General features: G+C 63.2%; 21 protein-coding genes. 11 read left to right on the forward strand and 10 right to left on the reverse strand.

Annotated elements, in window-relative coordinates:
* Positions 1-398: 398 nt before the first annotated feature.
* From PPL01S_RS22825 to PPL01S_RS22845, 5 genes are all read left to right on the forward strand, one after another.
* Positions 399-1190: a winged helix-turn-helix domain-containing protein gene (locus PPL01S_RS22825; protein ID WP_042156746.1), complete on the forward strand. Its 792-nt coding sequence runs from the start codon at positions 399-401 to the stop codon at positions 1188-1190.
* Positions 1190-1669 (forward strand): hypothetical protein, encoded by a 480-nt coding sequence (locus PPL01S_RS22830; RefSeq protein WP_016394064.1) that lies wholly within the window; start codon positions 1190-1192, stop codon positions 1667-1669. Before PPL01S_RS22825 ends, PPL01S_RS22830 begins: the two co-directional genes overlap by 1 nt.
* 120 nt (positions 1670-1789) lie before the next feature.
* Positions 1790-2473: a DUF3313 domain-containing protein gene (locus tag PPL01S_RS22835; protein ID WP_016394063.1), complete on the forward strand. Its 684-nt coding sequence runs from the start codon at positions 1790-1792 to the stop codon at positions 2471-2473.
* Between the two features lie 39 nt (positions 2474-2512).
* On the forward strand, positions 2513-3013 hold the full coding sequence (locus tag PPL01S_RS22840; RefSeq protein WP_016394062.1) for an outer membrane beta-barrel protein: 501 nt from the start codon (positions 2513-2515) through the stop codon (positions 3011-3013).
* A gap of 131 nt (positions 3014-3144) precedes the next feature.
* Entirely contained in the window at positions 3145-4572 is a 1428-nt protein-coding gene (locus PPL01S_RS22845; protein WP_028626209.1) for a mechanosensitive ion channel family protein, read from the forward strand.
* Positions 4573-4662: 90 nt separating this feature from the next.
* On the opposite strand, the gene amaA is transcribed toward PPL01S_RS22845, so the two are convergent.
* Together amaA and amaB are read right to left on the reverse strand one after the other, a co-directional pair.
* A complete protein-coding gene (amaA, locus tag PPL01S_RS22850) occupies positions 4663-5949 on the reverse strand; it encodes an L-pipecolate oxidase (RefSeq protein ID WP_016394060.1) in 1287 nt (428 codons plus the stop codon).
* A gap of 141 nt (positions 5950-6090) precedes the next feature.
* Positions 6091-7581 carry an L-piperidine-6-carboxylate dehydrogenase gene (gene amaB, locus PPL01S_RS22855; protein ID WP_016394059.1) on the reverse strand — a complete coding sequence of 497 codons (1491 nt, stop codon included), beginning with the start codon at positions 7579-7581 and terminating at the stop codon, positions 6091-6093.
* Positions 7582-7717: 136 nt separating this feature from the next.
* Here amaB and PPL01S_RS22860 point away from each other — a divergent pair, with 136 nt between their 5' ends.
* Together PPL01S_RS22860 and hglS are read left to right on the forward strand one after the other, a co-directional pair.
* Entirely contained in the window at positions 7718-8608 is an 891-nt protein-coding gene (locus tag PPL01S_RS22860) for a LysR family transcriptional regulator (RefSeq protein ID WP_016394058.1), read from the forward strand.
* 127 nt (positions 8609-8735) lie between these two features.
* Positions 8736-10130, forward strand: coding sequence for a 2-oxoadipate dioxygenase/decarboxylase HglS (gene hglS / locus PPL01S_RS22865; RefSeq protein WP_028626210.1), 1395 nt, complete (start codon positions 8736-8738; stop codon positions 10128-10130).
* A gap of 70 nt (positions 10131-10200) precedes the next feature.
* Here hglS and PPL01S_RS22870 read toward each other — a convergent pair whose 3' ends face one another.
* Positions 10201-11127, reverse strand: coding sequence for a LysR substrate-binding domain-containing protein (locus tag PPL01S_RS22870; protein WP_016394056.1), 927 nt, complete (start codon positions 11125-11127; stop codon positions 10201-10203).
* A gap of 155 nt (positions 11128-11282) precedes the next feature.
* Here PPL01S_RS22870 and PPL01S_RS22875 point away from each other — a divergent pair, with 155 nt between their 5' ends.
* Positions 11283-12671 (forward strand): NorM family multidrug efflux MATE transporter, encoded by a 1389-nt coding sequence (locus tag PPL01S_RS22875; protein ID WP_028626211.1) that lies wholly within the window; start codon positions 11283-11285, stop codon positions 12669-12671.
* An 82-nt stretch (positions 12672-12753) separates the two neighbouring features.
* On the opposite strand, the gene PPL01S_RS22880 is transcribed toward PPL01S_RS22875, so the two are convergent.
* Positions 12754-14421: a putative bifunctional diguanylate cyclase/phosphodiesterase gene (locus tag PPL01S_RS22880; RefSeq protein WP_028626212.1), complete on the reverse strand. Its 1668-nt coding sequence runs from the start codon at positions 14419-14421 to the stop codon at positions 12754-12756.
* Between the two features lie 296 nt (positions 14422-14717).
* Between PPL01S_RS22880 and rep the strand changes: the two genes are divergently transcribed.
* Positions 14718-16727, forward strand: a complete 2010-nt coding sequence (gene rep, locus PPL01S_RS22885; RefSeq protein ID WP_016394053.1) for a DNA helicase Rep — start codon at positions 14718-14720, stop codon at positions 16725-16727.
* A gap of 64 nt (positions 16728-16791) precedes the next feature.
* Positions 16792-17364, forward strand: coding sequence for a xanthine phosphoribosyltransferase (locus PPL01S_RS22890; protein ID WP_016394052.1), 573 nt, complete (start codon positions 16792-16794; stop codon positions 17362-17364).
* Positions 17365-17484: 120 nt separating this feature from the next.
* Here the strand turns inward: PPL01S_RS22890 and PPL01S_RS22895 are convergent, their stop codons facing one another.
* The 5 genes from PPL01S_RS22895 to dadA all read right to left on the reverse strand — a co-directional run bounded on the left by PPL01S_RS22895 (position 17485) and on the right by dadA (position 23200).
* Positions 17485-19344, reverse strand: a complete 1860-nt coding sequence (locus tag PPL01S_RS22895; protein WP_028626213.1) for an acetyl-CoA hydrolase/transferase C-terminal domain-containing protein — start codon at positions 19342-19344, stop codon at positions 17485-17487.
* 177 nt (positions 19345-19521) lie between these two features.
* Positions 19522-19926 (reverse strand): c-type cytochrome, encoded by a 405-nt coding sequence (locus PPL01S_RS22900; RefSeq protein ID WP_033743855.1) that lies wholly within the window; start codon positions 19924-19926, stop codon positions 19522-19524.
* Positions 19927-20080: 154 nt separating this feature from the next.
* Positions 20081-20629, reverse strand: a complete 549-nt coding sequence (locus PPL01S_RS22905) for a cupin domain-containing protein (RefSeq protein WP_016394049.1) — start codon at positions 20627-20629, stop codon at positions 20081-20083.
* Positions 20630-20737: 108 nt separating this feature from the next.
* Positions 20738-21811, reverse strand: a complete 1074-nt coding sequence (alr, locus tag PPL01S_RS22910) for an alanine racemase (RefSeq protein ID WP_016394048.1) — start codon at positions 21809-21811, stop codon at positions 20738-20740.
* 84 nt (positions 21812-21895) lie between these two features.
* Positions 21896-23200, reverse strand: coding sequence for a D-amino acid dehydrogenase (gene dadA, locus PPL01S_RS22915; protein WP_016394047.1), 1305 nt, complete (start codon positions 23198-23200; stop codon positions 21896-21898).
* A 154-nt stretch (positions 23201-23354) separates the two neighbouring features.
* On the opposite strand from dadA, the gene dadR reads away from it, so the two are divergent.
* Positions 23355-23843, forward strand: coding sequence for a transcriptional regulator DadR (gene dadR / locus PPL01S_RS22920; protein ID WP_003258963.1), 489 nt, complete (start codon positions 23355-23357; stop codon positions 23841-23843).
* 2 nt (positions 23844-23845) lie between these two features.
* Here dadR and PPL01S_RS22925 read toward each other — a convergent pair whose 3' ends face one another.
* Entirely contained in the window at positions 23846-24199 is a 354-nt protein-coding gene (locus PPL01S_RS22925) for a YkgJ family cysteine cluster protein (RefSeq protein ID WP_028626214.1), read from the reverse strand.
* Positions 24200-24291 lie beyond the last annotated feature (92 nt).

Genomic DNA, 24291 nt, shown 5'->3' on the forward strand with positions numbered 1-24291 from the left:
ACAGCGGCGTCGTCTTTGTTCAGGCGGTTGTATTTGAACGGGGTCATGGGCCGAGCTCCTAAGGTTGATTCAATGTGTGTGGGGTGTTCCGTGTTGATGGACACACATTAAAATCATCACCTTTGGAGCGGAAGATGGCGAAAATCGACTCAAGCGTTCCATTTTCAGAACGATCGCAGATCGATGTGCAGGCACGGTGGGATGCCATGAAAGACGATGCCTCTCGGCAGAGAGGCATCTGAATATTGAAGCGAAGATATATTATTTCAACATTGAAATAATTGAATGGCAATATTCTATGAACTAATCCATATCAAAACAAGTGCAACTCGTCGAGTTGCGCCATTTATTATGCACCCTATAATGGCCGGCAATTTTCACTACACGCGATGTATTTCATGAGCTACTTTTTTCGATTAAAAAATAGCGCCCTCGTGGAGTTCGATCCTGACCGCTACACGTTAGCGATAAACAATCCAGACAGCCCTCCAGAAGAAACGACCCTGGCCCGGGCGGATTCCCGCATCCTCGAACTGCTGCTGCTCGAACCTGGCGCCGTCTGCTCACGCGAGGCCATCATGGCATTCGCCTGGGATGATCGCGTCGTCTCGGCAGGCAGCCTCAACCAGTCCATCTTCATGCTCAGGAACATCCTTGGCGACAACAAGGATCATGACCTGCTGATCACCGTGCCGCGCCGCGGCTACCGCTTCAACAGCGATCATCTGGTGATGCCTGTCGATGCAGAAGGACCCGCAGCCGAACAGTCGGTAGCTGAAACCCTGTTGATCAGCCCCGAGGGCTCCAACCTGCCGGCTGAAAAGAACCGCCTGGGCAAATGGCTCCGGCTTGGCTACCTGGCCGCTGCGCTGTTTGCACTCTTTACCTTGTGGCAACTGTATAGCGCGCATGAACTTCCGCATGACTTGCAAGTTGCCGCGATCAAACAAGGTGAATTATCAATTACCGCCGTCGGCAAAAGCAAACAAGAAGTCGACGCACTCAAGGCCGATGTTCTAAGTTCGGGAATCTGGTCACATCCGCTTCAAGGCGAAGTCTTCATCAGCCGAACCGGCTCACGTACCAACCTTTCCTGCATTCAAAAATCCGGGGACGCTTACAACCTGGAGTTTTCCTTTAGCGAAGAGCAGCTGATCAGCATGTTCGACAAGTGTCTAGGGAGTCGATGATGAACAATCATCACGCGGCATGGCGACATGCACTGGTCATCACGGCAATATTCGCAAGCTGCCTGGCAGCCCTGTTCATGACCCGCTCGGTGCCCTACGAAAACAGCCAGCCCTACCGCTCCGAGGGTCATCATTTCATGGGTGGCGAGACCCTGGACTTCAAGGAAAGGCTGACGATCAGTGAGCCCAGCGCGGTACTCAGCCTGCTCGAGCGCCTGGGCGACAAGGAACGGCACATCGCCGTCGGCGCTTCACTGGTCGACGCCTCACGCTGGCGCATCACGATCAAGGTCGAAGATGTCCAGTCCAGCAGCGAAGAACAGCTGTTCGACGTGAGCCGCCATTCGGATCTGCTGTTTTCCCGCCAGTACTTCCGCATCGGTTCGATCCTGAACCTGGCGGTGGTACCCACCGGCGAAGATGCGCTGTGCTACTACATCCTCGAGCTGGATCGCCTGCGCTGCATGAGCAATCGATGATCCGTGGCACCTGACCTGCACAAATGACGATTTTTGATTCCTGTTTTCTTCACCGACGGCGCAGATTGAGCCGATTGAGGCGACGCCTTTCACCTCGACGTGAAGTCAACAGGAATCATCATGCCGTTCAAACAGCTCGCTGCTTTTCTACTTTCGCTGACACTGGTCGGCTGCTCGATGGCCCCCAGCATCGACACCGAACTGACGAACCAGCCACAAGCCAGCGCCCAACTGCAAGTCATCGAACACGATGACAAGTCGGTCGCCTGGAAATCTTCTGCTGCGCCGTTTTCCGCCCAGCATGAGAAAGCCGTGTTCATCAACTTGCCGAAAACGTTTTCGCTCAACAGTGATGATCCGCGACTTGCCAAGTTCGAAGGTGATACCAACCAGTTGCGTCAGCACTTTCGCCGCCAACTGGAACAGCAACTTACCGGCGCCGGTTATCGCGTAATCAATAAACCAACGGCCAAGGCACTTACCCTCAACGTGTCGCTTACCGATATCAAACGTGCCCCGCGTGATCCCAGTGTCACCGAATACATTCCCATCGGCATGTTGATCGGTCTCTCTCTGCATGCCACCGGCGTGCGCGATGAAACCCTGTATCTGTTCTTCCAGAGTGAAGTCAGCGACGCCGTGACCGGCAAGATGCTTGGCCGCGCCGTGGACCGTGCAGACGGCAAGAACCTCGAACAGTCGGCGTCCCCGACAGTCGAGGACATCTACCCCGCCCTGGATAGCGCCGCGCAGCAGATTCGGGAACGTCTGGACAGAGAGTTCCAGCCGAACAAACCGGCCTGACCTGGCCACTTCTTTACAATTCAGCCAATTGGATGACTGATGAAATTCGTTAAACCGCTTTTCGCTGCCCTGTGCATGGTCAGCACTTTCAACGCCTTCGCCGATGACCGTGGCCTGTACGTGGGTGGTGGTATTACCAAGGTCGAGATCGATGAGCACCAGATCAGCGACGACGACTCCGCCTACAAGGCTTTCGTCGGCTACCGCCTGAACCCTTACCTGTCGTTCGAAGGCGCCTGGGTCGACCTGGGCCATTTCAAAGGTGACGACGGCAACTTCGAGGGTAAATCGGTACAAGCCGCCGCTCACCTTGGCTTCCCGATCGGCAACCGTGTCCGCCTGTTCGGCAGCATGGGTGTGCATGCCTGGGACGCCGACCACGACATCGCTGGCGACGACAACGACGTAGACATGACCTACGGCCTGGGCGTCGAAGTGGACGTGCTGCGCAACCTGGGCGTGCGCCTGGAACAGGAAGTCCTCAAGGTCGGTGACATCGACCTGGACCAGACCAGCGCCAGCGTCTACTTCATGTTCTGATGCATTTGCGGCTCCTGCTTCCACAGCGAGCCGCTCTCCCCTCCTTCATGACGGCGCGTCGCACGTCAGGCCAGTAGTAATTGCAGCGAACCTGCTCTTTACTAGCAGCAGCCCACCGCGACGAGACGCGCATGTTCGCAGTCATCCAGCATTACCCCTTGCTGATCGGCTCCTGCCTGATCCTGATCGACCTGGTCCTCTGGCAATTGATCCCAGTCCAGCGACGGGCTTGGCGTATCGGCGCGCGGCTCGCGTGCTTCCTGCTGTTCAGCGCGGTATTGCTTGCCGCCGGCATGAGCCCGCTGCAACCACCGCCTTGGCCAGACGATGTCTCACGCAACCTGATGGCCACCGTCCTGGCGATCGGCTGGTGGCTGTTCGGCGCACGTACCGTGACGGTGGTGTTCGGCCTGCTGCTGGGCGCACGTGGCAGCCACGGCGGGCGGTTGCTGCAGGATGTGCTGGGGGCCTTGATCTTCCTGGCGGCAGTGGTGGCTGCCGCGGGCTACGTGATGCAACTGCCGGTCAAGGGCTTGCTGGCCACCTCAGGGGTGATGGCCATCGTCATCGGCCTGGCGCTGCAGAGCACCCTGGCCGACGTGTTCAGCGGCATCGTGCTGAATACCACGCGGCCCTATCAGATCGGCGACTCGATCTCCATCGACGGCACCGAGGGCAAGGTGCTGGACATCGACTGGCGCGCCACGCGCCTGCTCACCGGCAGCGGCAGCCTGGCGGTGATCCCCAACTCGGTGGCAGCCAAGGCCCGGCTCCTCAACCACAGCCGCCCGGCCGACGTGCACGGGGTATCGATCAGTGTGGTGGTACCGGCCAAGGTACGCCCCAAGCGGGTATTCGACGCGCTGGAAAAAGCCTTGCAAGGCACCAGTGCGATCCTCGTCACCCCCAAGCCGAAGGTCACGGTCAAGGCCTCGACCCTGGAGTCCGTGGAGTACGAGGCCAGCGGTTTCGTGGCCGACATGGCCGCCAAGGGCGAAGCGCGCAACCAGTTGTTCGACCTGGCCCATCGGCACCTCGAGGCCAGTGGCGTGATGTGGAACGTGGACCTGGCCCTGCCGCCTCGCAGCCGTCAGCGCGAAGTGCTGGACGAGGTGCGGGTGTTCCGCTCGCTGACCGAGCAAGAGCGGGACGCGCTGAGCCAGCGCATGACGGCCTTGGAATACCTGGCCGACCAGGTGATCCTGGGGGTTGGCGAACAATCCGACCACTTGCTGGTGATCGGCAGCGGCGTGGTGTCGGCCTCGGTGCGCGATGGCGACAAATTGCTGGAAGCGGGCCGCATGGGGCCGGGCGAGGTATTGGGGATCGAGGGCATCATCGACGAGGATGATTCGTTCGCCGAGTTCCGCACCCTGACCGGGTGCGTGCTGTACCGCATCGAGAAGGAGCAGGTGCGCAGCTGCCTGGCGGAGCGAGGCGAGGTGAAGACGGCGCTGAACAAGTTGCAGCGGTTCAGGCGCCAGAGCCGCGAGTCACTGCTGTTGCAAAAGCCGATTGCGATCAAGAAAGGGGGCTTTCTCAGCTGGCTGCACAAGTAGAGCCGCAGTGACCTCATCGCGGGCAAGCCCGCTCCTACAGGGTCGGCGCGGTCCTTGTAGGAGCTGGCTTGCCAGCGATAGGGCCAGCAGTTACAGCACGACTCTCAAACACTGCCCCGCGTGATACAGCGAGAACCCGGACTCGTAGAACGCCGTGCGCAACGACGGCGCACTGACCCCCTTCATCGGCGAGAACGGAACCGGCAGGCTGTCCGCCTCGCCCTTGAGCAGGAACTCGGCAAAGGCCCGGCCTATCACCGTACCCGTGGTGTTGCCCCGTCCGTTGTACCCCGTCACGGCCACCAGCCCCGGCGCCGGTTCGAACAGGCGCATCAGGTGGTCAGGGGTGAAATCGATGCAACCGGTCCAGTGCATCTCCCATTCGACCTTGCCCAGCTCCGGGTAGTAATGGCTCTGGATGCGGTCGGCCCAGCTGCGCACGAACCACCCCGGCTTGTTGTCGACCCGGCCCAGGCTGCCCAGCAGCAACCGCCCCTGGTCGTCGCGGCGAATGCTGCTGAGGACCGTGCGGGTATCCCATGAGCCCTGGCCATGCGACAGCACCTTGTCGGCGGCCGCGCCGTGCAATGGCTTGGATGCCACCTGGTAGTAATAGCCCCGGAAGAACTGCTTCTGCAGGTTGCTCCAGTCGCCTTCGGTGTAGGCCCCGGTGGAGATCACCACCTTGTCGGCACGCACCGAACCCCGTGCGGTCTTCACCCGCCAGGCGTCGCCGTCGCGCTCGAGGCCCTCGACCGAGGATTGCTGGAACAGCTCGCCACCCAGGCGTACCACGGCGGCCGCCAGGCCCTGGGTGTAGCCCATGGGGTTGATGGTGCCGGCGCGGCGGTCGAGCAACGCGGCGGAAATCTTGTCGGTACCGCAGTATTCCTGGCATCGGGCGCCGGTCAGCAACTCGACATCGGCACCGCGGCGGCGCCACTGCTCATGGCGGGCTTCGAGGTCGGCGATGCCCGTGGCGTTGTGCGCCATGTGCAGGGTGCCTTTGTGCTGGGCCTGGCAGTCGATGCCAAGGCGCTCGATCATGGCGAAGACCTCGCCAGGGGCGTCACCCAGCACCTTGTTCAGGCGGCTGCCCTGCTTCTGGCCCAAGGTCGCCTCGACGTCGTCGGGGCGGATCCAGGTGCCGGCGTTGACCAGGCCGACGTTGCGTCCGGAGCCGCCGTGGCCGACTTTCCAGGCCTCAAGCAGAATCACCGACTTGCCCTGTTCGAGCAGGTGGATAGCTGCCGACAGGCCAGTAATGCCGCCGCCGATGACGCAGACATCGGCCTGGTGTTCACCGGCCAGGGCCTGGGCGGCGACGGTCGGTTGGCTGACGTGTTCCCACAAGCATTGTTGACGCAGTTCGGACATGGCCCGGCTCCAGCGATATTGTTCTTGTTGGGGCTGCGTTGCAGCCCTATCGCCGGCAAGCCGGCTCCCACAAGGATCGGCATGATCACTGTGGGAGCCGGCTTGTCGGCGAAGCGGGGGCCAGGCCCCCGCCTGCGATCATCAGTCGAACACGATCCCCTGCGCCAGCGGCAGCTCGCGCGAGTAGTTCACGGTGTTGGTCTGGCGACGCATGTAGCCTTTCCAGGCATCCGAACCGGATTCACGGCCACCGCCGGTTTCCTTCTCGCCACCGAACGCACCGCCGATCTCGGCACCGCTGGTACCAATGTTGACGTTGGCGATACCGCAGTCGCTGCCCGAGGCGCTCTGGAAGCGCTCCGCTTCACGGATATCGGTGGTGAAGATGCACGACGACAGGCCTTGCGGCACTTCGTTGTTCAGGCGCAGCGCTTCTTCGAAGTCGTCGTAAGCCAGCACGTAGAGGATCGGCGCGAAGGTTTCATGGCGCACCACGTCGCTTTGCGCAGGCATCTCGGCAATGGCCGGCGACACGTAGTAGGCATTCGGGTACTGCTCGGCCAGCTGACGCTCGCCACCGAAGACCTGACCGCCTTCATCGCGGGCCTTGGCCAGCGCGCCTTGCATGGCGTCGAACGATAGCTTGTCGATCAGCGGGCCGACCAGGTTGTCCTTGCGCGGGTCACCGATGCGCACCTTGGCGTAGGCGGCCTTCACCCGAGCCACCACTTCGTCCTTGATCGAGCGGTGCACGATCAGGCGGCGCAGGGTGGTGCAGCGCTGGCCGGCGGTGCCCACGGCGGAGAACAGGATGCCACGCACGGCCAGGTCGAGGTCGGCGCTCGGGGCCAGGATCATGGCGTTGTTGCCGCCCAGCTCGAGGATGCTGCGACCGAAGCGGGCCGCAACGCGCGGGCCCACTTCGCGGCCCATGCGGGTGCTGCCGGTGGCGCTGACCAGCGGCACGCGCGGGTCGTCGACCAGGGCTTCGCCGGCTTCACGGCCGCCGATCACCAGTTGCGCCAGGCCAGCCGGGGCATCGCCGAAGGCTTTCAGGGCTTTTTCGAACAGCGCCTGGCAGGCCAGGGCGGTCAGCGGGGTCTTTTCCGACGGTTTCCACACCACCGCATTGCCGGCCACCAGCGCCAGGGCGGTGTTCCAGGCCCATACGGCGACCGGGAAGTTGAAGGCGCTGATCACCCCGACCACGCCCAGCGGGTGCCAGGATTCACGCATGTGGTGGCCTGGGCGCTCGGAGGCGATGGTCAGGCCGTACAGCTGGCGCGACAGGCCGACGGCGAAGTCGCAGATGTCGATCATTTCCTGCACTTCGCCCAGGCCTTCCTGGGTGATCTTGCCGGCTTCGATCGAAACCAGTTCGCCGAGGTCGGCCTTGTGCTCGCGCAGCACTTCACCGAACAGGCGCACCAGCTCGCCACGGCGCGGGGCCGGCACGCTGCGCCAGGCTTCGAACGCGCTTTGGGCCTGATCGATGCGGGCGGTGGTCTCGGCCTTGCCGAGCAGTTTCACCGAGGCGATCTGGCTGCCGTCGATCGGCGTGTGAACAGGGTAGTCGCCCTGGGTGTAAGCCGTGGCGGCAACGCCAAGGCGCTCGAGCAATCCAGCAACCATTTGTGCTTCTCCTACATCGGGTGATGGGGTGGAAAAATGATGTGGATCAGTATTAATCCGATCACACCAGTGCAACAAACGACCTTTATTCCGCATATCATTCCGTCAGGTAATGATTCGAGCCACAGAGACCGCTATGTCCAAACGCCTGGTGCCTTCCATGACCGCCCTGCAGTGTTTCGAAGCTGCAGCCCGTCACTTGAGTTTCACCCGCGCGGCCGAGGAGCTGCACCTGACCCAGAGCGCGGTCAGCAAGCAGGTGGCGCAGCTTGAAGACATGCTGCGCCACCACCTGTTCCTGCGCATACGCCGGCGCCTGCAGCTGACCCCGGCGGGAAGCCTGTACCTGGCCGAGGTCAACAAGATCCTGACCCAGGTGGACATGTCCAGCCGCTACGTCCTCACCTACGGCGAGCAGACCGAGATATTGAAGGTAGCCACTCAGCCGAGTTTCGGCGTGCGCTGGCTGATCCCGCACCTGAAAGGTTTCGGTAAGCGTCACCCGAACATCCACCTGGACATCCGCAACGAAATGGAGCCGTTCGCCCTGCTCCAGGGCTCGGCGGATGTGGTGTTCTTCTACGGGCAGGGCACCTGGCCCGGGGCGACCTGCATCGAACTGTTCCGCGAACAGGTGGTGCCGGTGTGCGCACCCGAGCTGCTTGCCGGGCGTGAGCTCAAGGATGCCGGGGAGCTGGCCGAGCTGGTGCTGATGCAAAGCACCTCACGGCCCGAGGCCTGGCACGAGTGGTTCCTGGAGTTGGGCTTGCACAGCGTCAACGCCTACCACGGGCCGCGGTTCGACACGTTCTACATGGCCTTGAGTGCCGCGCAGGCGGGTTGTGGCGTGGCGTTGGTGCCGCGTTATCTGGTGGCCAGGGAATTGAGCGAGGGAAGCCTGGTCATTCCGTGGAATCATGCGATGAACAGTGCCGGGGCGCATTACCTGGCGTATGCCGAGCATGCGGCGGAGGTGCCCAAGGTGCGGGCGCTGGTGGGGTGGATTCGCGAGCAGCTTGAGGCTTGAGGCTTGAGGATGCTGGGGCCCTCAAGATCGATCAAAAAAGGAATGACAGACCCACTTTTTTTCGCTTGTGGCCATAGTGCATTCCCAGCTTTCATGTAAGCGTCCGAACCCAACCAGGAAGCTAGCGATGCCCGCCCTCGATTTCGTCAGCCCCGACAGCATCCGCGCGCAGTTCTCTGCCGCCATGTCGCTCATGTACAAACAGGAAGTGCCACTGTACGGCACGCTGCTGGAGCTGGTGAGCGAGATCAACCAGCAGGTCATGGCCCAGCAGCCCGCAGTGGCCGAGGCGTTGCGCTGGACCGGCGAAATCGAGCGCCTCGACCAGGAGCGTCATGGCGCCATCCGCGTCGGCACTGCCGAGGAACTGGCTACCATCGCCCGCCTGTTCGCAGTCATGGGCATGCAGCCGGTCGGCTACTACGACCTCAGCTCCGCCGGCGTGCCGGTGCATTCCACCGCGTTTCGCGCGGTGCACGAACAGTCGCTGCATGTCAGCCCGTTCCGCGTGTTCACCTCGCTGCTGCGCCTGGAGCTGATCGACAACCCGCAACTGCGCGAATTGGCGCAAGGCATCCTGGCCGAGCGCAAGATCTTCACCCCCCGTGCCCTTGACCTGATTGCCCAGCACGAACGCGACGGCGGCTTGAACGCCACGGATGCCGCGGCTTTCGTACAAGAAGCCTTACACACCTTCCGCTGGCACCACGACGCCACCGTCACTGCCGAGCAGTACCAGCAGCTGCACGATCAGCACCGTCTGATTGCCGATGTGGTGGCGTTCAAAGGCCCGCACATCAACCACCTGACGCCGCGCACCCTGGATATCGATGCGATCCAGCTCGGCATGCCGGCCAAGGGCATCCCGCCCAAGGCTGTGGTCGAGGGCCCGCCTACCCGGCGCCATCCGATCCTGCTGCGCCAGACCAGCTTCAAGGCCTTGCAGGAAAAAGTCGCGTTCATCGACCCGCAGGGCAGCGACGGCAGCCACACCGCGCGCTTCGGCGAGATCGAGCAGCGCGGCGCCGCACTGACGCCAAAGGGCCGGCAGCTGTATGACCGCCTGCTCGACGCCACGCGGGCAGCCCTGGGCGGCGTTCCCGCCGAGGCCAACGCCGAGCGCTACATGGCGCTGCTGCAGCAGCACTTTGCCGAATTCCCGGATGATCTGGGGCAGATGCGCGAGCAGGGCCTGGCCTACTTCCGCTACTTCGCCACCGAGAAGGGCCTGGCCGCCCGTGGGCAAGAAGGCCGGCCGACCAGCCTGGCGGGGTTGATCGAAGCAGGTCACGTGCATTTCGAAGCACTGGTCTATGAAGACTTCCTGCCGGTGAGCGCGGCAGGCATCTTCCAGTCCAACCTGGGCGACGAGGCCCAGGTCGAATATGGCAGCAACGCCAACCGCGACGCGTTCGAGGCGGCCCTGGGGCTGCACGTGCAGGATGAGCTGGCGCTGTATGCGCAGAGCGAGCGCCGCTCGTTGCAGGCCTGTGCGCAGGCGTTGAACCTGGGGTCGATGTAAGACTTGGGATCGCCGGGGGCGCGTTGCGCCCCTATCGCCGGCAAGCCGGCGATAGGGCCCGCTCAGACAGTCAAAGGGCTGCCAGTATCTGCACATCCGGCAGGTTCATCGCCGCCGCCTCTTCCTGCAGAAACGCACTCAACCGCCGCAACCGCTCCCCCCCCGGCCGGGTCCGCGGCCACACCAGGTAGTAATCCATGCCGCTGGGCACTGCCGTCGGCCACGGCAGGCTCAAACGCCCCTGCGCCACATCCTCGGCCACCATCAGCAGGTCGCCCATGGAAATCCCGTAACCCCGGGCTGCCGCGATCATGCCCAGCTCCAGGGTGTCGAACACCTGCCCGCCCTTGAGCGAAACCTTGTCGGCCAGGCCCATGCGCTCCAGCCATTCGCGCCAGTCACGCTTGTCCGGTGTCGGGTGCAGCAGCTCGATGCCGGCCAACCGGCGCTCGTCCAGCGGACCCTCCTCGAGCAGGTCCGGCGCCCCGACCGGGATCAGCAGCTCGGAAAACAGCCGGCGCACCTCCCAGTCAGGTGGAAACACCCCATCGCTGAGCAGCACCGCACAATCGAACGGCTCCTGGTTGAAATCCACATGGTCCACATCCATCCAGGCGCTGGTCAGTTGCACTTCGTTGCCCGGCTGCAGGTGCCGGAACTGGCTCAGGCGTGCCAGCAACCAACGCATGGTCAGGGTCGACGGCGCCTTCATCCGCAGGATGTCGTCCTCGCCGCGCAAGGTATCGCAGGCGCGCTCGAGGGCGGCGAAGCCTTCGCGCACACCGGGCAGCAGCACGCGCGCGGCCTCTGTCAGTTGCAGGCTGCGGCCGCTGCGCACGAACAGGCGGCAGGCGAAATGGTCCTCGAGGGTGCGGATATGCCGGCTGACCGCACTCTGGGTAATCGACAGCTCGTCACCGGCACGGGTGAAGGAGCTCAACCTGGCGGCGGCCTCGAATGCGCGTAGCGCATAGAGCGGAGGTAGCTGACGAGACATGGTGTACCTGACATCCGGGGGCAAAAGGGGAATGACAGAAATCATATATGCATGAGTCCTGCTCATGCCAATCATCGCTTTTATCCTTTTGTACAAAGTTGACCAAAGCCTCAGAATCCAGCCTCGCTCATCTCGTCAGGCACAAGGAAACCCCCATGCACGTCGCGCCCACCACAGAACTCAAGGCTTTGCTGCGCCTGGCCGGGCCGCTGATCGCCTCGCAGTTGGCGCACATGCTGATGGTGCTCACCGACACCCTGATGATGGCGCGCATCAGCCCGCAGGCTCTGGCCGGCGGCGGCCTGGGCGCAGCGGGCTATTCGTTCGTGTCGATCTTCTGCCTGGGCGTGATCGCCGCAGTCGGTACGCTGGTGGCGATCCGCAAGGGTGCCAATGACATCGAAGGTGCCACCCGCCTGGCGCAAAGCGGTCTGTGGCTGGCCTGGGGCCTGGCCCTGGTCGCGGCCCTGGTGCTGTGGAACCTTGAACCGGTGTTGCTGCTGTTCGGCCAACAGCCGGAAAACGTCGCCTCGGCCGCCGAATTCCTCACCCTGTTGCCGCTGGCCCTGCCCGGCTACCTGACCTTCATGGCCCTGCGCGGCTTCACCAGCGCCCTGGGCCGTTCGACGCCGGTGATGGTCATCAGCCTGGTCGGCACCGTGCTCAACTACCTGTTCAACCATGCGCTGATCGAGGGCATGTTCGGCCTGCCCAAGCTCGGGCTGGTGGGGATCGGCATGGTCACCGCGATCGTGTCGATGGGCATGGCCATGGCCCTGGCGCTGTATATCCGCTGGCACTCGGCCTATGACGCCTACCCGCTGCGCCAGGGCCTGTCGCGCCCTTCCCTGCCGGCGTTGCGCGAGCTGTGGCGCCTGGGCCTGCCGATCGGTGGCACCTACATGGTGGAAGTCGGGCTGTTCGCCTTTGCCGCGCTGTGCATGGGCGTGCTTGGCAGCACCGAGCTGGGGGCCCACCAGATCGCCCTGCAGATCGTTTCCACCGCGTTCATGGTGCCGACAGGCCTGTCCTATGCAGTGACCATGCGGGTGGGGCTGTACTACGGCGCCGGCAACCTGCTGGCGGCGCGCAGCGCAGGACGCGTCGGGATCGGCTTCGGCGCGAGCATCATGTTCGCCTTCGCCGCCTTGTTCTGGCTGCTGCCGGAGGCACTGGTGGGGTTGTTCATCGACCGGCATGACCCGGCGTTCGCGGCGATCTTCCAGCTGGCGGTGAAATTGCTGATGGTGGCCGCCTGGTTCGAGCTGTTCGATGGCGTGCAGACCATCGCCATGGGCTCGATCCGCGGGCTGAAGGATGCCAAGACCACTTTCCTGATCGGCTTGTGCTGCTACTGGCTGGTCGGGGCGCCGAGTGCCTGGCTGTTCACCTTTACCCTGGGTGGCGGCGCTGTGGGGGTATGGTGGGGGCTGGCGTTGGGGCTGGCGTGTGCTTCGGTGGCGCTGACCCTGGGCTTTGAATGGCGGATGAAGCGGATGCTGGGCAAAGCTGGAGTGGCCGCTGAAGCGACTGCCCAGGCTTGATCTCAAAGCCCTGTCGCCGGCAAGCCGGCTCCCACAAGGTGCGGTGTCGCCCCTGTGGGAACCCGCTTGCCGGCGATAGCGGCTAGATGACTTGTGCCAGCTTGCGCTCGGACGTTTGCTGCAGATACTCGACCAGCTCCACCACCGGCAGCGGCTTGCTGACCAGGAACCCTTGCACCTGATCGCAACCAAACTCGCGTAGCAAGGCCAGCTGCTCCTGGCTCTCCACACCTTCGGCCACCACCTCGAGGTTGAGGTTGTGTGCCAGGTTGATCATGGCATGCACCAGCTTGCGATTCTCTTCGCGCATCTCCATTTCGGCTACGAAGCTGCGGTCTACCTTGAGCAGGGTAATGGGCAAGCTGTTCAGGTGCACGAACGAAGAAAAGCCGGTGCCGAAGTCGTCCAGCGAGAAGCGCACGCCCAGGCGCCCCAGGGCATCCATGGTCTGGCGCACCACTTCGTTGCGGCGCATCACTGCCGTTTCGGTCAGTTCGAACTCCAGCCAGCGGGCATCGACACCGTGCTCGATGATCAGGCGGCTCAGCGTCGCCAGCAGCTGGCTGTCCTGGAACTGGCGGAAGCTCAGGTTCACCGCCATGTGCAGGGGCGCGAGCCCGCTTTCGCGCAGGGCCTGCATGTCACGCAGGGCCCGCGAGATGACCCAGTAGCCCAACGGCACGATCAACCCGCTCTGCTCGGCCAGTGGCACGAATTCGCTCGGCGGCAACAGGCCACGCTCGGCATGGCGCCAGCGCACCAGGGCCTCCAGGCCGACGATGCGGCCATCGGCCAGGTTAAGGCGCGGCTGGTAATGCAGCTCCAGTTCGTCCCGGCGCAAGGCCCGGCGCAGTTCGCTTTCCAGGTCGGCCAGGCTGCGGGCGTTGCGGTTGATCCGCTCGTTGAACACGTGGAAGGTACAGCCCTGGCTGCCCTTGGCCTGGCGCATGGCAATGTGCGCATGCCACATCAACGGGTCGGCGCCGCCCTGCGCGCGGGCATGGGCAAGGCCGAGGCTGCAGCCGAGCAGCAGGCTTTCGCCGTCAATCCAGTAAGGCTCGGCCAAGGCCTCGACGATCCGATCGGCGAGCCATTCGGCTCGGTTGGGATCGCGCCGGGTATCGATCAACAGGGCGAACTCGTCGCTGCCCAGGCGCGCCAACTGGTCGCCGGCTTCCAGTTGCTGCTTGAGCCGCGATACCACCTGCAGGATCAGCCGGTCGCCGCCCTGGTGGCCCAGCGCATCGTTGACGTGGCGGAAGTTGTCCAGATCCAGGTGGCCAAGGGCAAGGCCTCGGCCTGCGTTCTCGGCCAGGCGTGCCGTCAGCAGGGCCTGGAAGCCCTGGCGGTTGGCGATGCCAGTGAGCGGGTCCTGTTCGGCCAGACGCTGCAGGGTGGCCACCAGCACGCCGCGCTCGCGCACATGGCGCAGGGAACGGCGCAGGGCGTCGGCATTGAGATGATCGAGCACCAGCCAGTCGCTGACACCCGTAGGCGGCTGCACAGGCTCATGATCGAGCAAGAGGATGGTCGGCAGGTCGCAGCGCCCCGGCGCCGGCTGCAAGGCCGGCGTGGCCAGGATCACGGCTTGCCGGTCATTGCTGAACAGGGTATCGACCGCTGCCCAGTTTGGTGCGGTCAGCAAAACTGCCAGGTCGCCCAGCGGCAGAAGGCACTCGCGCAACAAGGCAGCCCATTCCGGCTCATCGGCCAACAACAGCAAACGCAGAGGTTCGACAGGCGTGGACAAGCGGGCTCCTTAGGGCGTTGACGGTCACACGAGGCAGGTCGGATATGCTACTGCATTAATGAAAATCATTTTCATTTTTAGACAGATCCCTTGCCCACAGCGCACCGACGCATTTCGACGTGCATCCTGCGCGAAAGTCGCTCAACCAGCAAATCCGATTTTTTCCATGAATAGCATTAGTCTGACTAATGATATGGACGCAGAAAACGTTGACTCAGACGTCAGACGGTCGCGCCACAACCGTCCCATGCCTGTTAGAATGCGCGGCTATTTTCTGGCGACCCCCGGTTTCTAGCATGTCCCGACTCAATCCCAGGCAACAGGAAGCCCGTGACTACGTCGGCGGCCCTCTTTTGGTGCTCGCCGGCGCAGGCTCCGGCAAGACCAGCGTGATCACGCGCAAGATTGCCCACCTCATCCAGAACTGCGGCATCCGCGCCCAGTACATCGTGGCGATGACCTTCACCAACAAGGCCGCGCGCGAGATGAAGGAACGGGTCGGTACGCTGCTGCGTCCGGGGGAAGGCCGTGGCCTCACGGTGTGCACCTTTCACAACCTGGGCCTGAACATCATCCGCAAGGAGCACGACAAGCTGGGCTACAAGCCAGGCTTCTCGATCTTCGACGAGTCCGACATCAAGGCGCTGCTGTCGGACATCATGCAGAAGGAATACTCCGGCGACGACGGCATCGACGAGATCAAGAACATGATCGGTGCCTGGAAGAACGACCTGATCCTCCCCGCCGAAGCCCTGGAAAAGGCGCGCAACCCACGCGAGCAGACCGCCGCCATCGTCTACACCCACTATCAGCGCACGCTCAAGGCGTTCAACGCGGTGGACTTCGACGACCTGATCCTGCAGCCGGTCAAGCTGTTCCAGGAACACCCCGAGGTACTCGAACGCTGGCAGAACCGCGTGCGCTACCTGTTGGTGGACGAGTACCAGGACACCAACGCCAGCCAGTACCTGCTGGTGAAGATGCTGATCGGCATGCGCAACCAGTTCACCGTGGTCGGCGACGACGACCAGTCGATCTACGCCTGGCGTGGCGCCCGCCCGGAAAACCTGATGCTGCTCAAGGAGGATTACCCCTCCCTGAAAATCGTCATGCTCGAGCAGAACTACCGCTCGACCAGCCGCATCCTGCGCTGCGCCAACGTGCTGATCGCCAACAACCCGCATGCGTTCGAAAAGCAGCTGTGGAGCGAGATGGGCGTGGGCGACGAGATCCGCGTGATCCGTTGCAAGAACGAGGAAGCCGAGGCCGAACGCGTGGCCATGGAAATCCTCACCCTGCACCTGCGCACCAACCGCCCGTACAGCGACTTCGCCATCCTCTACCGCGGCAACTACCAGGCCAAGCTGATCGAACTGAAGCTGCAGCACCATCAGGTGCCGTATCGCCTGTCCGGCGGCAACAGCTTCTTCGGCCGCCAGGAGGTCAAGGACCTCATGGCCTACCTGCGCCTGCTGGTCAACCCGGACGACGACAACGCCTACCTGCGGGTGATCAACGTGCCGCGTCGCGAGATTGGCTCGACGACCCTGGAAAAGCTCGGCAACTACGCCACCGAGCGCGGCATCTCGATGTACGCCGCCAGCGAGGAGCTGGGCCTGGGCGAACACCTGGACGCCCGCTACACCGAGCGTCTGCAGCGCTTCAAGCACTGGCTCGACGGGGTGCGCCACAAGGTCGCCCTGGAAGACCCGATCGCCGCGCTGCACGAGATGATCCGCGACATCGACTACGAGAACTGGATCCGCCAGCAGACCGCCAGCGACAAGGCGGCGGAGTTCCGCATCAGCAACGTCTGGTTCCTGGTCGAAGCGCTGAAGAACACCCTCGAGAAGGACGAAGAGGGTGACATGACCATCGAGGACGCCATCGGCAAACTGGTGCTGCGTGACATGCTCGAGCGTCAGCAGGAAGAGGAAGAAAACGCCGAAGGCGTGCAGATGATGACCTTGCACGCCTCCAAAGGCCTGGAATTTCCCTACGTGTTCATCATGGGCATGGAGGAGGAAATCCTCCCTCACCGCTCGAGCATCGAAGCCGACACCATCGAAGAGGAACGCCGCCTGGCCTACGTGGGCATCACCCGCGCGCGTCAGACCCTAGCCTTCACCTTCGCGGCCAAGCGCAAGCAGTACGGCGAAATCATCGACTGCACGCCCAGCCGGTTCCTCGACGAACTGCCGCCGGACGACCTGGCCTGGGAAGGCCTGGACGATGCGCCCGTCGAGGTAAAGGCCGCGCGCGGCAACAACGCGCTGGCCGATATCCGGGCAATGCTCAAACGCTGATCAACCATTACTCTTTAACTTTGCCGCTATTTGCGGCCACCTTTGCTACATCGAGGAAACAACAGTGGAAGCACTGCAGCAGAAGATTCGCGAAGAAGGCATCGTGCTTTCCGATCAGGTTCTCAAAGTCGATGCGTTTCTCAACCACCAGATCGACCCTGCGCTGATGCAACTGATCGGTGACGAGTTCGCCCGTCTGTTCGCCGACGCCGGCGTGACCAAGATCGTCACCATCGAAGCCTCGGGCATTGCCCCGGCAGTCATGACCGGCCTGAAGCTGGGCGTACCGGTGATCTTCGCGCGCAAGCACCAGTCGCTGACCCTGACCGAGAACCTGCTGACTGCCACGGTGTACTCCTTCACCAAGCAGACCGAGAACACCGTGGCCATCTCGCCGCGCCACCTCAACAGCAGCGACCGCGTGCTGGTGATCGACGACTTCCTGGCCAATGGCAAGGCGTCGCAGGCGCTGATCTCGATCATCAAGCAGGCCGGCGCCACTGTGGCAGGCCTGGGTATCGTCATCGAGAAGTCGTTCCAGGGCGGCCGTGCCGAACTGGACAGCCAGGGCTACCGCGTTGAATCGCTGGCCCGGGTGAAGTCGCTGGAAGGTGGTGTGGTCAGCTTCATCGATTGAGCCTGTTGTGGCCTCATCGCCGGCAAGCCGGCTCCCACGGGAACCCCACAAAGCCTGAGCCTTGTGCATCCCCTGTAGGAGCTGGCTTGCCAGCGATGGGCTGCAAAGCAGCCCCGACCTTCATTGGGTCGCCGCCAATCCCGCCAGCAGCAATCGCTGGTAAAGCTCCTCCTTCAGCCCCTGCGGCTCTGCCAGATTCATCCGCGCCAACGGCGCCGCATACCCCTCGGGCCCTGGCGCATCCAGTGCCGCCTTGCCCAGCTCCAGCACTTCGCTCAGCTTGAACTTGCTCTTCAACCAGTTCAGCGCCCGAAACAGCGCCTGCTCATCAGCCGTGAAGTCCGTTCCCAACGGGTACTCCGGGAACAGCTGCGCATGTCGAGCCCGTACCGCTTCAAGCCGCTCGGGCGTGTTGTCGGCAAACCGCGCATCCAGCTGGAAACTCCCTGCCAGCTTGCCGGCTTTCTTGGCCTGCTCGATCAATTCACCCTGGAATCTCGAGTCACTGACCGCCAGCAGCCGCGCGATCACCTCGCTGTCGGTCTGCCCACGCAGGTCGGCGATGCCGTACTCGGTTATCACGATATCGCGCAGGTGCCGGGGAATGGTGCAGTGGCCGTACTGCCAGAACAGGTTGGAGCTCACCTCGCCCCCTGCCTCGCGCCAGCTGCGCAGCAGCAGGATCGAGCGCCCGCCTTCCAGCGCGTGGCCCTGGGCGACGAAGTTGTACTGCCCGCCGACACCGCTCAGCACACGCCCGTCTTCGAGCTGGTCGGCCACCCCCGCGCCGAGTAGGGTCATGCCGAACACCGTGTTGAGGAACCGTGCATCGAGGCGTTGAGAGCGCTTGAGTGCCTCCTGCCCGTACAGCTCGTTGATGAAGCTGATGCGCGTCATGACGTAACGCGCGCGCTGCTCCAGCGACATCTCGCGCAGGCGTCGGTAGAACGCTTGTGGGCCGAGGAAGAAGCCTCCGTGCACCAGCGTGCCCTGCTCGTCAGCCGGCCGCCGCACCACGCCGGCTTCGGCCAGCGCCAGCAGGCCGTTGACGAACATTTCGCTGCAGCCGTACAGGCCTTGCGCAAAAGGCTGCAGACCACCCTCCCGGGCAATCAGGGCCTGCCACGGGCCCACGTCCAATTCGTCCAGCAATGCCCGGTAACCCGCATTCTCTGCATGACGCGCCAACAGCGCGGCAGCCACCGCATCGCCCATGGCGCCAATGCCGATCTGCAAGGTGCCACCGTCGCGCACCAGGGTGCTGGCATGCAGACCGATGCAATGGTCCTGGGTGGTGACCGGAATGTTCGGGGTGGAGAACAGCCGCCGTTGCTCCACCTGGTCGATCAGCAGGTCGAACGCGTCGATCGGCACTTGCGCATCGCCCGGCATGTAGGGCAGATCGGCATGAACCTGGCCGAGCATGAGGATGGTTTCTCCAGCTGCGCGGCGCTTGGCGATCATCGGTTGCAGGTCGAGGGTGATGTCAGGGTTGCAGGCCAGGCTCAGGTGGACGGGCCTTTCCGGTGTAGCGGCGACCAGCTGGGCGACCAGGTTCAGGCCCTTGGCATTGATGTCGCGGGCCGCGTGGCTGTAGTTGCTGCTGACGTAGTCCTGCTGCGCGGCCTCGCTGTGCAGCAGGCTGCCGGGCTGCATGAAGAACTGCTCGATGCGGATGTTCGCTGGCAGGCGGTCGGCCCGCAGGTCCGCGAGGTATTCGAGCTCTTCGTAGTCGGCGAACACGCGTTCGACGAAGGGTTCGAGGAAGCGCCGCTGCAGGCCATCGCCCAGTGGCGGGCGGCCGAGCGACAAGGCGGTGTAGATGGTCAGCCGCCGTTCGGGCAACTCGCGCACTCGGGCGTAGAGCGCATTGACGAAGGCATTGGGTTTGCCCAGGCCCAGCGGCAGGCCCATGTGGATGTGGGCCGGCAGGTGCGACAGGACATGCTCGACAGCCTGATCGATGGAGCAGAGATGCATCTTGGCCTCCTGCGTCTTCCATGGGTTCAGGGGTTGGACATGGGGCAAGCGGGTTGGTTGCCTGCACCGGCCCTATCGCCGGCAAGCCGGCTCCCACAGGGTTCGATGAGGCCAGGAGAAACAATACAAAAACAAAGCCCGCCAAAAAAGGCGGGCCTCGTGCAATTCAAGGGTGGCTCAAAGCCCGGACATCTTCTTGATCGCCCCTTTCAGGTCGTCATCCGAGCAGTCGGCACAGGTGCCTTTCGGCGGCATGGCATTGAGGCCGGTAATGGCCTTGGCCAGGATGCCGTCGAGCCCACCCTGATGATCAGCACGTTCCTTCCACGCCGCCGTGTCACCGATCTTCGGCGCACCCAGCAGGCCGCTGCCATGGCAGGCATTGCAATGCTTGGCGATGATTTCATCCGGCGTCTTGGCGCCGCCACCGCCCGCTGCGGCGGCCACTTCCATGCCTTTGCACTCCTGGCCCTGGACACACACCTGGCCAACCGGCTCGAGGCGTTTGGCAAGTTCATCGTTGGTCGCTGCGGTTGCGCTCATTGCCCAAAGGGCGAATACGGCTGCTGGTACGGCCAGCATCTTCTTGATTTGGTTCACGCGAACACCCTCATGGTGGCTAATCACGCCCGCGGCCACGGTAATGCGAGCGTTGAAAAGTATAGCGGCAACCTGGAGGCCGTGAAACGACCCCACTCAGGAAAGGGGTATTGCAAAAGCAATGCACTGCGCTGGATCAAAAATTCGACGGTGTGGCCGCGCTGATCAGCCGGGCAGGCTGGTCGAACGGGTTGCGAAAGCGATGCGGCCGGGTGCTTTCGAAATAGTAGCTGTCGCCTTCCTCGAGAATGAAGATCTCGTTACCCACCACCAGTTCGAGCCGGCCTTCAAGCAGGATGCCGGTCTCTTCACCGTCGTGGGTGAGCATCTCCGACCCGGTGTCGGCGCCTGGAGGATAAACCTCGGTGAGGAACGCGATCGCGCGGTTGGGATGCGACTTGCCCACCAGCTTCATGGTCACCGCGCCGTCCGAGATGTCGATCAGCTCATTGGCCTTGTAGACGATCTGGGTAGGGCTTTGCGGCTCCAGCTCGACCGAGAAGAACTCGACCATTGACATGGGGATACCGCTCAGCACCTTGCGCAGCGAGCTGATCGAAGGGCTCACGCTGTTTTTCTCGATCATCGAGATGGTGCTGTTGGTCACACCCGCACGCTTGGCGAGTTCACGCTGGGACAGGCCCTTGAGCTTGCGGATGGCTTGCAGTCGTTCGCCGACGTCCAAAGCTGGAGCCTCCTGAAACGGTGGGATGGGGGTGGATGTGAACGATATCATGGCAATGCCGTTCAGTATTTACAACACACCGCCCCGCACACTGTCCGCTTCGGCGCCTTATTCGCCGTAATAGTCCAGCGGCACCCGCTTCAGGTTGCAGAAGATCTGGTAAGGAATGGTCCCGGCATGCATCGCCACTTCGCTGGCCAGCACATGCTTGCCCCACAGTTCGACCGGGCTGCCGATGGTCGCCTCGGGCACGTCGGTCAGGTCGATGCACAGCATGTCCATGGAGACGCGCCCGATCAGCTGGGTGCGCTTGCCAGCGACCATCACCGGCGTGCCGGTGGGCGCCTGGCGCGGGTAGCCATCGGCATAACCCATGGCGACCACGCCGACACGGGTCGGCCGTGGGCTGATGAACCTGGCGCCATAGCCCACCGGTTCGCCGGCTGGCAGTTCACGCACGCTGATCACCCGCGATTGCAGGGTCATGACCGGCTGCAAACGCTCGGCCTGGGCCTGTTCGACCTCGAACGGCGTGGCCCCATACAGCATGATGCCGGGGCGTACCCAGTCGCTCGGGGCTTGCGGCCAGGCCAGCACACCGGGCGAGTTGCGCAGGCTGCATTCGGCGGCCAGGCCTTGGCGGGCGGCCTCGAACACGGCGATCTGCTGGGCGGTGGCGTCGGCTTCCAGTTCGTCGGCGCGGGCGAAGTGGCTCATCAGCACGATGCGCGAAACCTTGCCGCTGGCCAGCAGTCGCTGGTAGGCATCGTGATAATCCTTCGGATGCAGGCCAACCCGGTGCATGCCGCTATCGAGCTTGAGCCAGACCGTCAGCGGCTTGCTCAGCTGGGTCTTCTCGATGGCGTCGAGCTGCCACAGCGAATGCACCACGCACCACAGGTCATGCTCGGCAATCAGGGCCAGTTCGCTGGCTTCGAAAAAGCCTTCGAGCAACAGTACCGGGGCCTTGATGCCCGCCGCGCGCAGCTCCAGCGCCTCTTCGATGCAGGCCACCGCAAAGCCGTCGGCTTCGGTTTCCAGGGCCAGGGCGCAACGCACGGCGCCGTGGCCATAGGCATCGGCCTTGATCACGGCGAGGGCTTTGGCGCCGGTCAGTTCGCGGGCCAGACGGTAGTTGTGGCGCAGGGCCTGGAGGTCGATCAGGGCGCGGGCGGGACGCATGGCGGCAGCCTTATGGTGGTTCAGGTTGAAAACAGTGTTGGGTTCATCGCCGGCAAGCCGGCGATGAGGCCGGACCTGGCAATCTTATTGCTGGTGCGCAGGCGACGGCTGACCGTGCTTGGTCACTTCCCGGCTGTTGCCGTAACGGGAAATGTCCAGGCCTTCGGCACTGATCTGCGGCTTCTTGCGCGCAATCAGGTCGGCCAGCAGGCGACCGGAACCGCAGGCCATGGTCCAGCCCAGCGTACCGTGGCCGGTGTTCAGGAACAGGTTGCGGAACGCGGTGGCACCGACGATCGGCGTGCCGTCCGGGGTGGCCGGGCGCAGGCCGGTCCAGAAGCTCGCCTGGCTCAGGTCGCCGCCGCGAGGATAAAGGTCGTTGACGATCATCTCCAGCGTTTCGCGCCGGGCAGGGTTCAGCGACAGGTCAAAACCGGCGATCTCCGCCATGCCACCGACACGAATGCGGTTGTCGAAACGGGTGATGGCGACCTTGTAGGTCTCGTCGAGAATGGTCGACGTCGGGGCCATGTCGGCGTTGGTGATCGGCACGGTCAGCGAGTAACCCTTGAGCGGATACACCGGGGCCTTGATGCCCAGCGGCTTGAGCATCTGCGGCGAGTAGCTGCCCAGCGCCAGCACGTAGCGGTCGGCGGTTTCCAGCTTGCCGTCGATCCACACGCCATTGATACGGTCGCCGGCGAAGTCCAGGCGCTGGATGTCCTGGCCGAAGCGGAATTCGACGCCCAGCTTCAGGGCCATGTCGGCGAGCTTGGTGGTGAACAGCTGGCAGTCGCCGGTCTGGTCGTTGGGCAGGCGCAGGGCGCCGGCCAGGATGTCCTTGACGCCGGCCAGGGCCGGTTCGACGCGGGCGATGCCGTCGCGGTCGAGCAGCTCGTAGGGCACGCCGGACTGTTCGAGCACGGCGATGTCCTTGGCCGCGGCATCCACCTGGGCCTGGGTGCGGAACAGCTGGGTAGTGCCCAGGCTGCGGTTCTCGTAGGCGATGCCGGTTTCGGCACGCAGCTCGTCGAGGCAGTCGCGGCTGTACTCGGACAGGCGCACCATGCGCTCCTTGTTCACCGCGTAACGGCTGGCGGTGCAGTTGCGCAGCATCTGCGCCATCCACAGGTACTGGTCGACATCGCCGGTGAGCTTGATGGCCAGAGGCGCGTGGCGCTCGAGCAGCCACTTGATGGCCTTCAGCGGTACGCCTGGGGCGGCCCACGGCGAGGCATAGCCGGGCGAGATCTGGCCTGCGTTGGCGAAGCTCGTCTCCATGGCCACCGCCGGCTGGCGATCGACCACGGTCACTTCGAAACCTTGCCTGGCCAGATAATAGGCACTGGCGGTTCCGATCACACCGCTACCAAGTACCAGAACTCGCATCGTTTATCCCTCGTACGCGGCTTACCGCAAATTTTGTTGATATGGCATGGATGCGCGCAGTATATGAATTCAAGACCAGTGCAATTCACTATATAAAAGCCTATATTTGGCGAGAATTCTCGGCAAAAACGCCTTTCACGGAGGGGCATCCCCTATGAGAACCCAGCACCAGAGCAAGCGTGAACTGGACAAGATCGACCGCAACATCCTGCGGATCCTGCAGAATGACGGGCGCATTTCCTTCACCGAACTGGGCGAGAAAGTTGGGCTTTCCACCACCCCTTGCACCGAGCGCGTACGCCGCCTGGAGCGCGAGGGCATCATCATGGGCTACAACGCCCGGCTCAATCCGCAGCACCTTAAGGGCAGCCTGCTGGTGTTCGTGGAAATCAGCCTGGACTACAAGTCCGGCGACACCTTCGAGGAGTTCCGCCGTGCGGTGCTCAAGCTGCCCCATGTACTGGAATGCCACCTGGTATCGGGCGATTTCGACTACCTGGTGAAAGCGCGGATTTCGGAGATGGCCTCGTACCGCAAGCTGCTCGGCGACATCCTGCTGAAGCTGCCGCACGTGCGCGAATCGAAGAGCTACATCGTCATGGAGGAGGTAAAGGAGAGCCTCTGCCTGCCGATCCCGGACTGACCCTAGACCAGTACCTGGCGGGTGCTGGCAATGAACCGGTGAACGATCAGCTCGGCCTGTGGCTCGATCATCTGTTCAGGGCCACGGCCACGCGGGCACGCCAGGCTGGGCGTGGTGCCGAACAGGCGGCAGATCATCGGCCGCTCCTGGTAGACCGTGCAGCCATTGGGGCCAAGGTGTACGCAGTCCAGGCGCTCAAGCGCGGCGTCCTGTTCGGCCTGGGTCTTACGCGGCAAGCGGGCCATTTCTTCTACTGAGGTGGTCACCGGGCCGCAGCAGTCGTGGCAGCCGGGCTCGCACTCGAAGGAGGGGATGAGTTCGCGCAGGAACTGGATCTTGTGGCGATTGCAGGACATGGCTGGGTACGGATTGAAGGTCAAGGTTGAATTATAGGGCCAATCGCCGGCGAGCCGGCTCCCACAATAGACCGCAGTGCTACAAATCCTGT

Source organism: Pseudomonas plecoglossicida NBRC 103162 = DSM 15088, from assembly GCF_000730665.1.
Taxonomy (GTDB): Bacteria; Pseudomonadota; Gammaproteobacteria; order Pseudomonadales; family Pseudomonadaceae; genus Aquipseudomonas; species Aquipseudomonas plecoglossicida.

Excerpts from the sequence above, each read along its gene's own strand:
- PPL01S_RS22825 (WP_042156746.1), top strand. The coding sequence starts at position 399 with ATGAGCTACTTTTTTCGATTAAAAAATAGCGCCCTCGTGGAGTTCGAT.
- PPL01S_RS22830 (WP_016394064.1), top strand. The coding sequence starts at position 1,190 with ATGAACAATCATCACGCGGCATGGCGACATGCACTGGTCATCACGGCA.
- PPL01S_RS22835 (WP_016394063.1), top strand. The coding sequence starts at position 1,790 with ATGCCGTTCAAACAGCTCGCTGCTTTTCTACTTTCGCTGACACTGGTC.
- PPL01S_RS22840 (WP_016394062.1), top strand. The coding sequence starts at position 2,513 with ATGAAATTCGTTAAACCGCTTTTCGCTGCCCTGTGCATGGTCAGCACT.
- PPL01S_RS22845 (WP_028626209.1), top strand. The coding sequence starts at position 3,145 with ATGTTCGCAGTCATCCAGCATTACCCCTTGCTGATCGGCTCCTGCCTG.
- amaA (WP_016394060.1), bottom strand. The coding sequence starts at position 5,949 with ATGTCCGAACTGCGTCAACAATGCTTGTGGGAACACGTCAGCCAACCG.
- amaB (WP_016394059.1), bottom strand. The coding sequence starts at position 7,581 with ATGGTTGCTGGATTGCTCGAGCGCCTTGGCGTTGCCGCCACGGCTTAC.
- PPL01S_RS22860 (WP_016394058.1), top strand. The coding sequence starts at position 7,718 with ATGTCCAAACGCCTGGTGCCTTCCATGACCGCCCTGCAGTGTTTCGAA.
- hglS (WP_028626210.1), top strand. The coding sequence starts at position 8,736 with ATGCCCGCCCTCGATTTCGTCAGCCCCGACAGCATCCGCGCGCAGTTC.
- PPL01S_RS22870 (WP_016394056.1), bottom strand. The coding sequence starts at position 11,127 with ATGTCTCGTCAGCTACCTCCGCTCTATGCGCTACGCGCATTCGAGGCC.
- PPL01S_RS22875 (WP_028626211.1), top strand. The coding sequence starts at position 11,283 with ATGCACGTCGCGCCCACCACAGAACTCAAGGCTTTGCTGCGCCTGGCC.
- rep (WP_016394053.1), top strand. The coding sequence starts at position 14,718 with ATGTCCCGACTCAATCCCAGGCAACAGGAAGCCCGTGACTACGTCGGC.
- PPL01S_RS22895 (WP_028626213.1), bottom strand. The coding sequence starts at position 19,344 with ATGCATCTCTGCTCCATCGATCAGGCTGTCGAGCATGTCCTGTCGCAC.
- PPL01S_RS22900 (WP_033743855.1), bottom strand. The coding sequence starts at position 19,926 with ATGCTGGCCGTACCAGCAGCCGTATTCGCCCTTTGGGCAATGAGCGCA.
- alr (WP_016394048.1), bottom strand. The coding sequence starts at position 21,811 with ATGCGTCCCGCCCGCGCCCTGATCGACCTCCAGGCCCTGCGCCACAAC.
- dadA (WP_016394047.1), bottom strand. The coding sequence starts at position 23,200 with ATGCGAGTTCTGGTACTTGGTAGCGGTGTGATCGGAACCGCCAGTGCC.
- dadR (WP_003258963.1), top strand. The coding sequence starts at position 23,355 with ATGAGAACCCAGCACCAGAGCAAGCGTGAACTGGACAAGATCGACCGC.
- PPL01S_RS22925 (WP_028626214.1), bottom strand. The coding sequence starts at position 24,199 with ATGTCCTGCAATCGCCACAAGATCCAGTTCCTGCGCGAACTCATCCCC.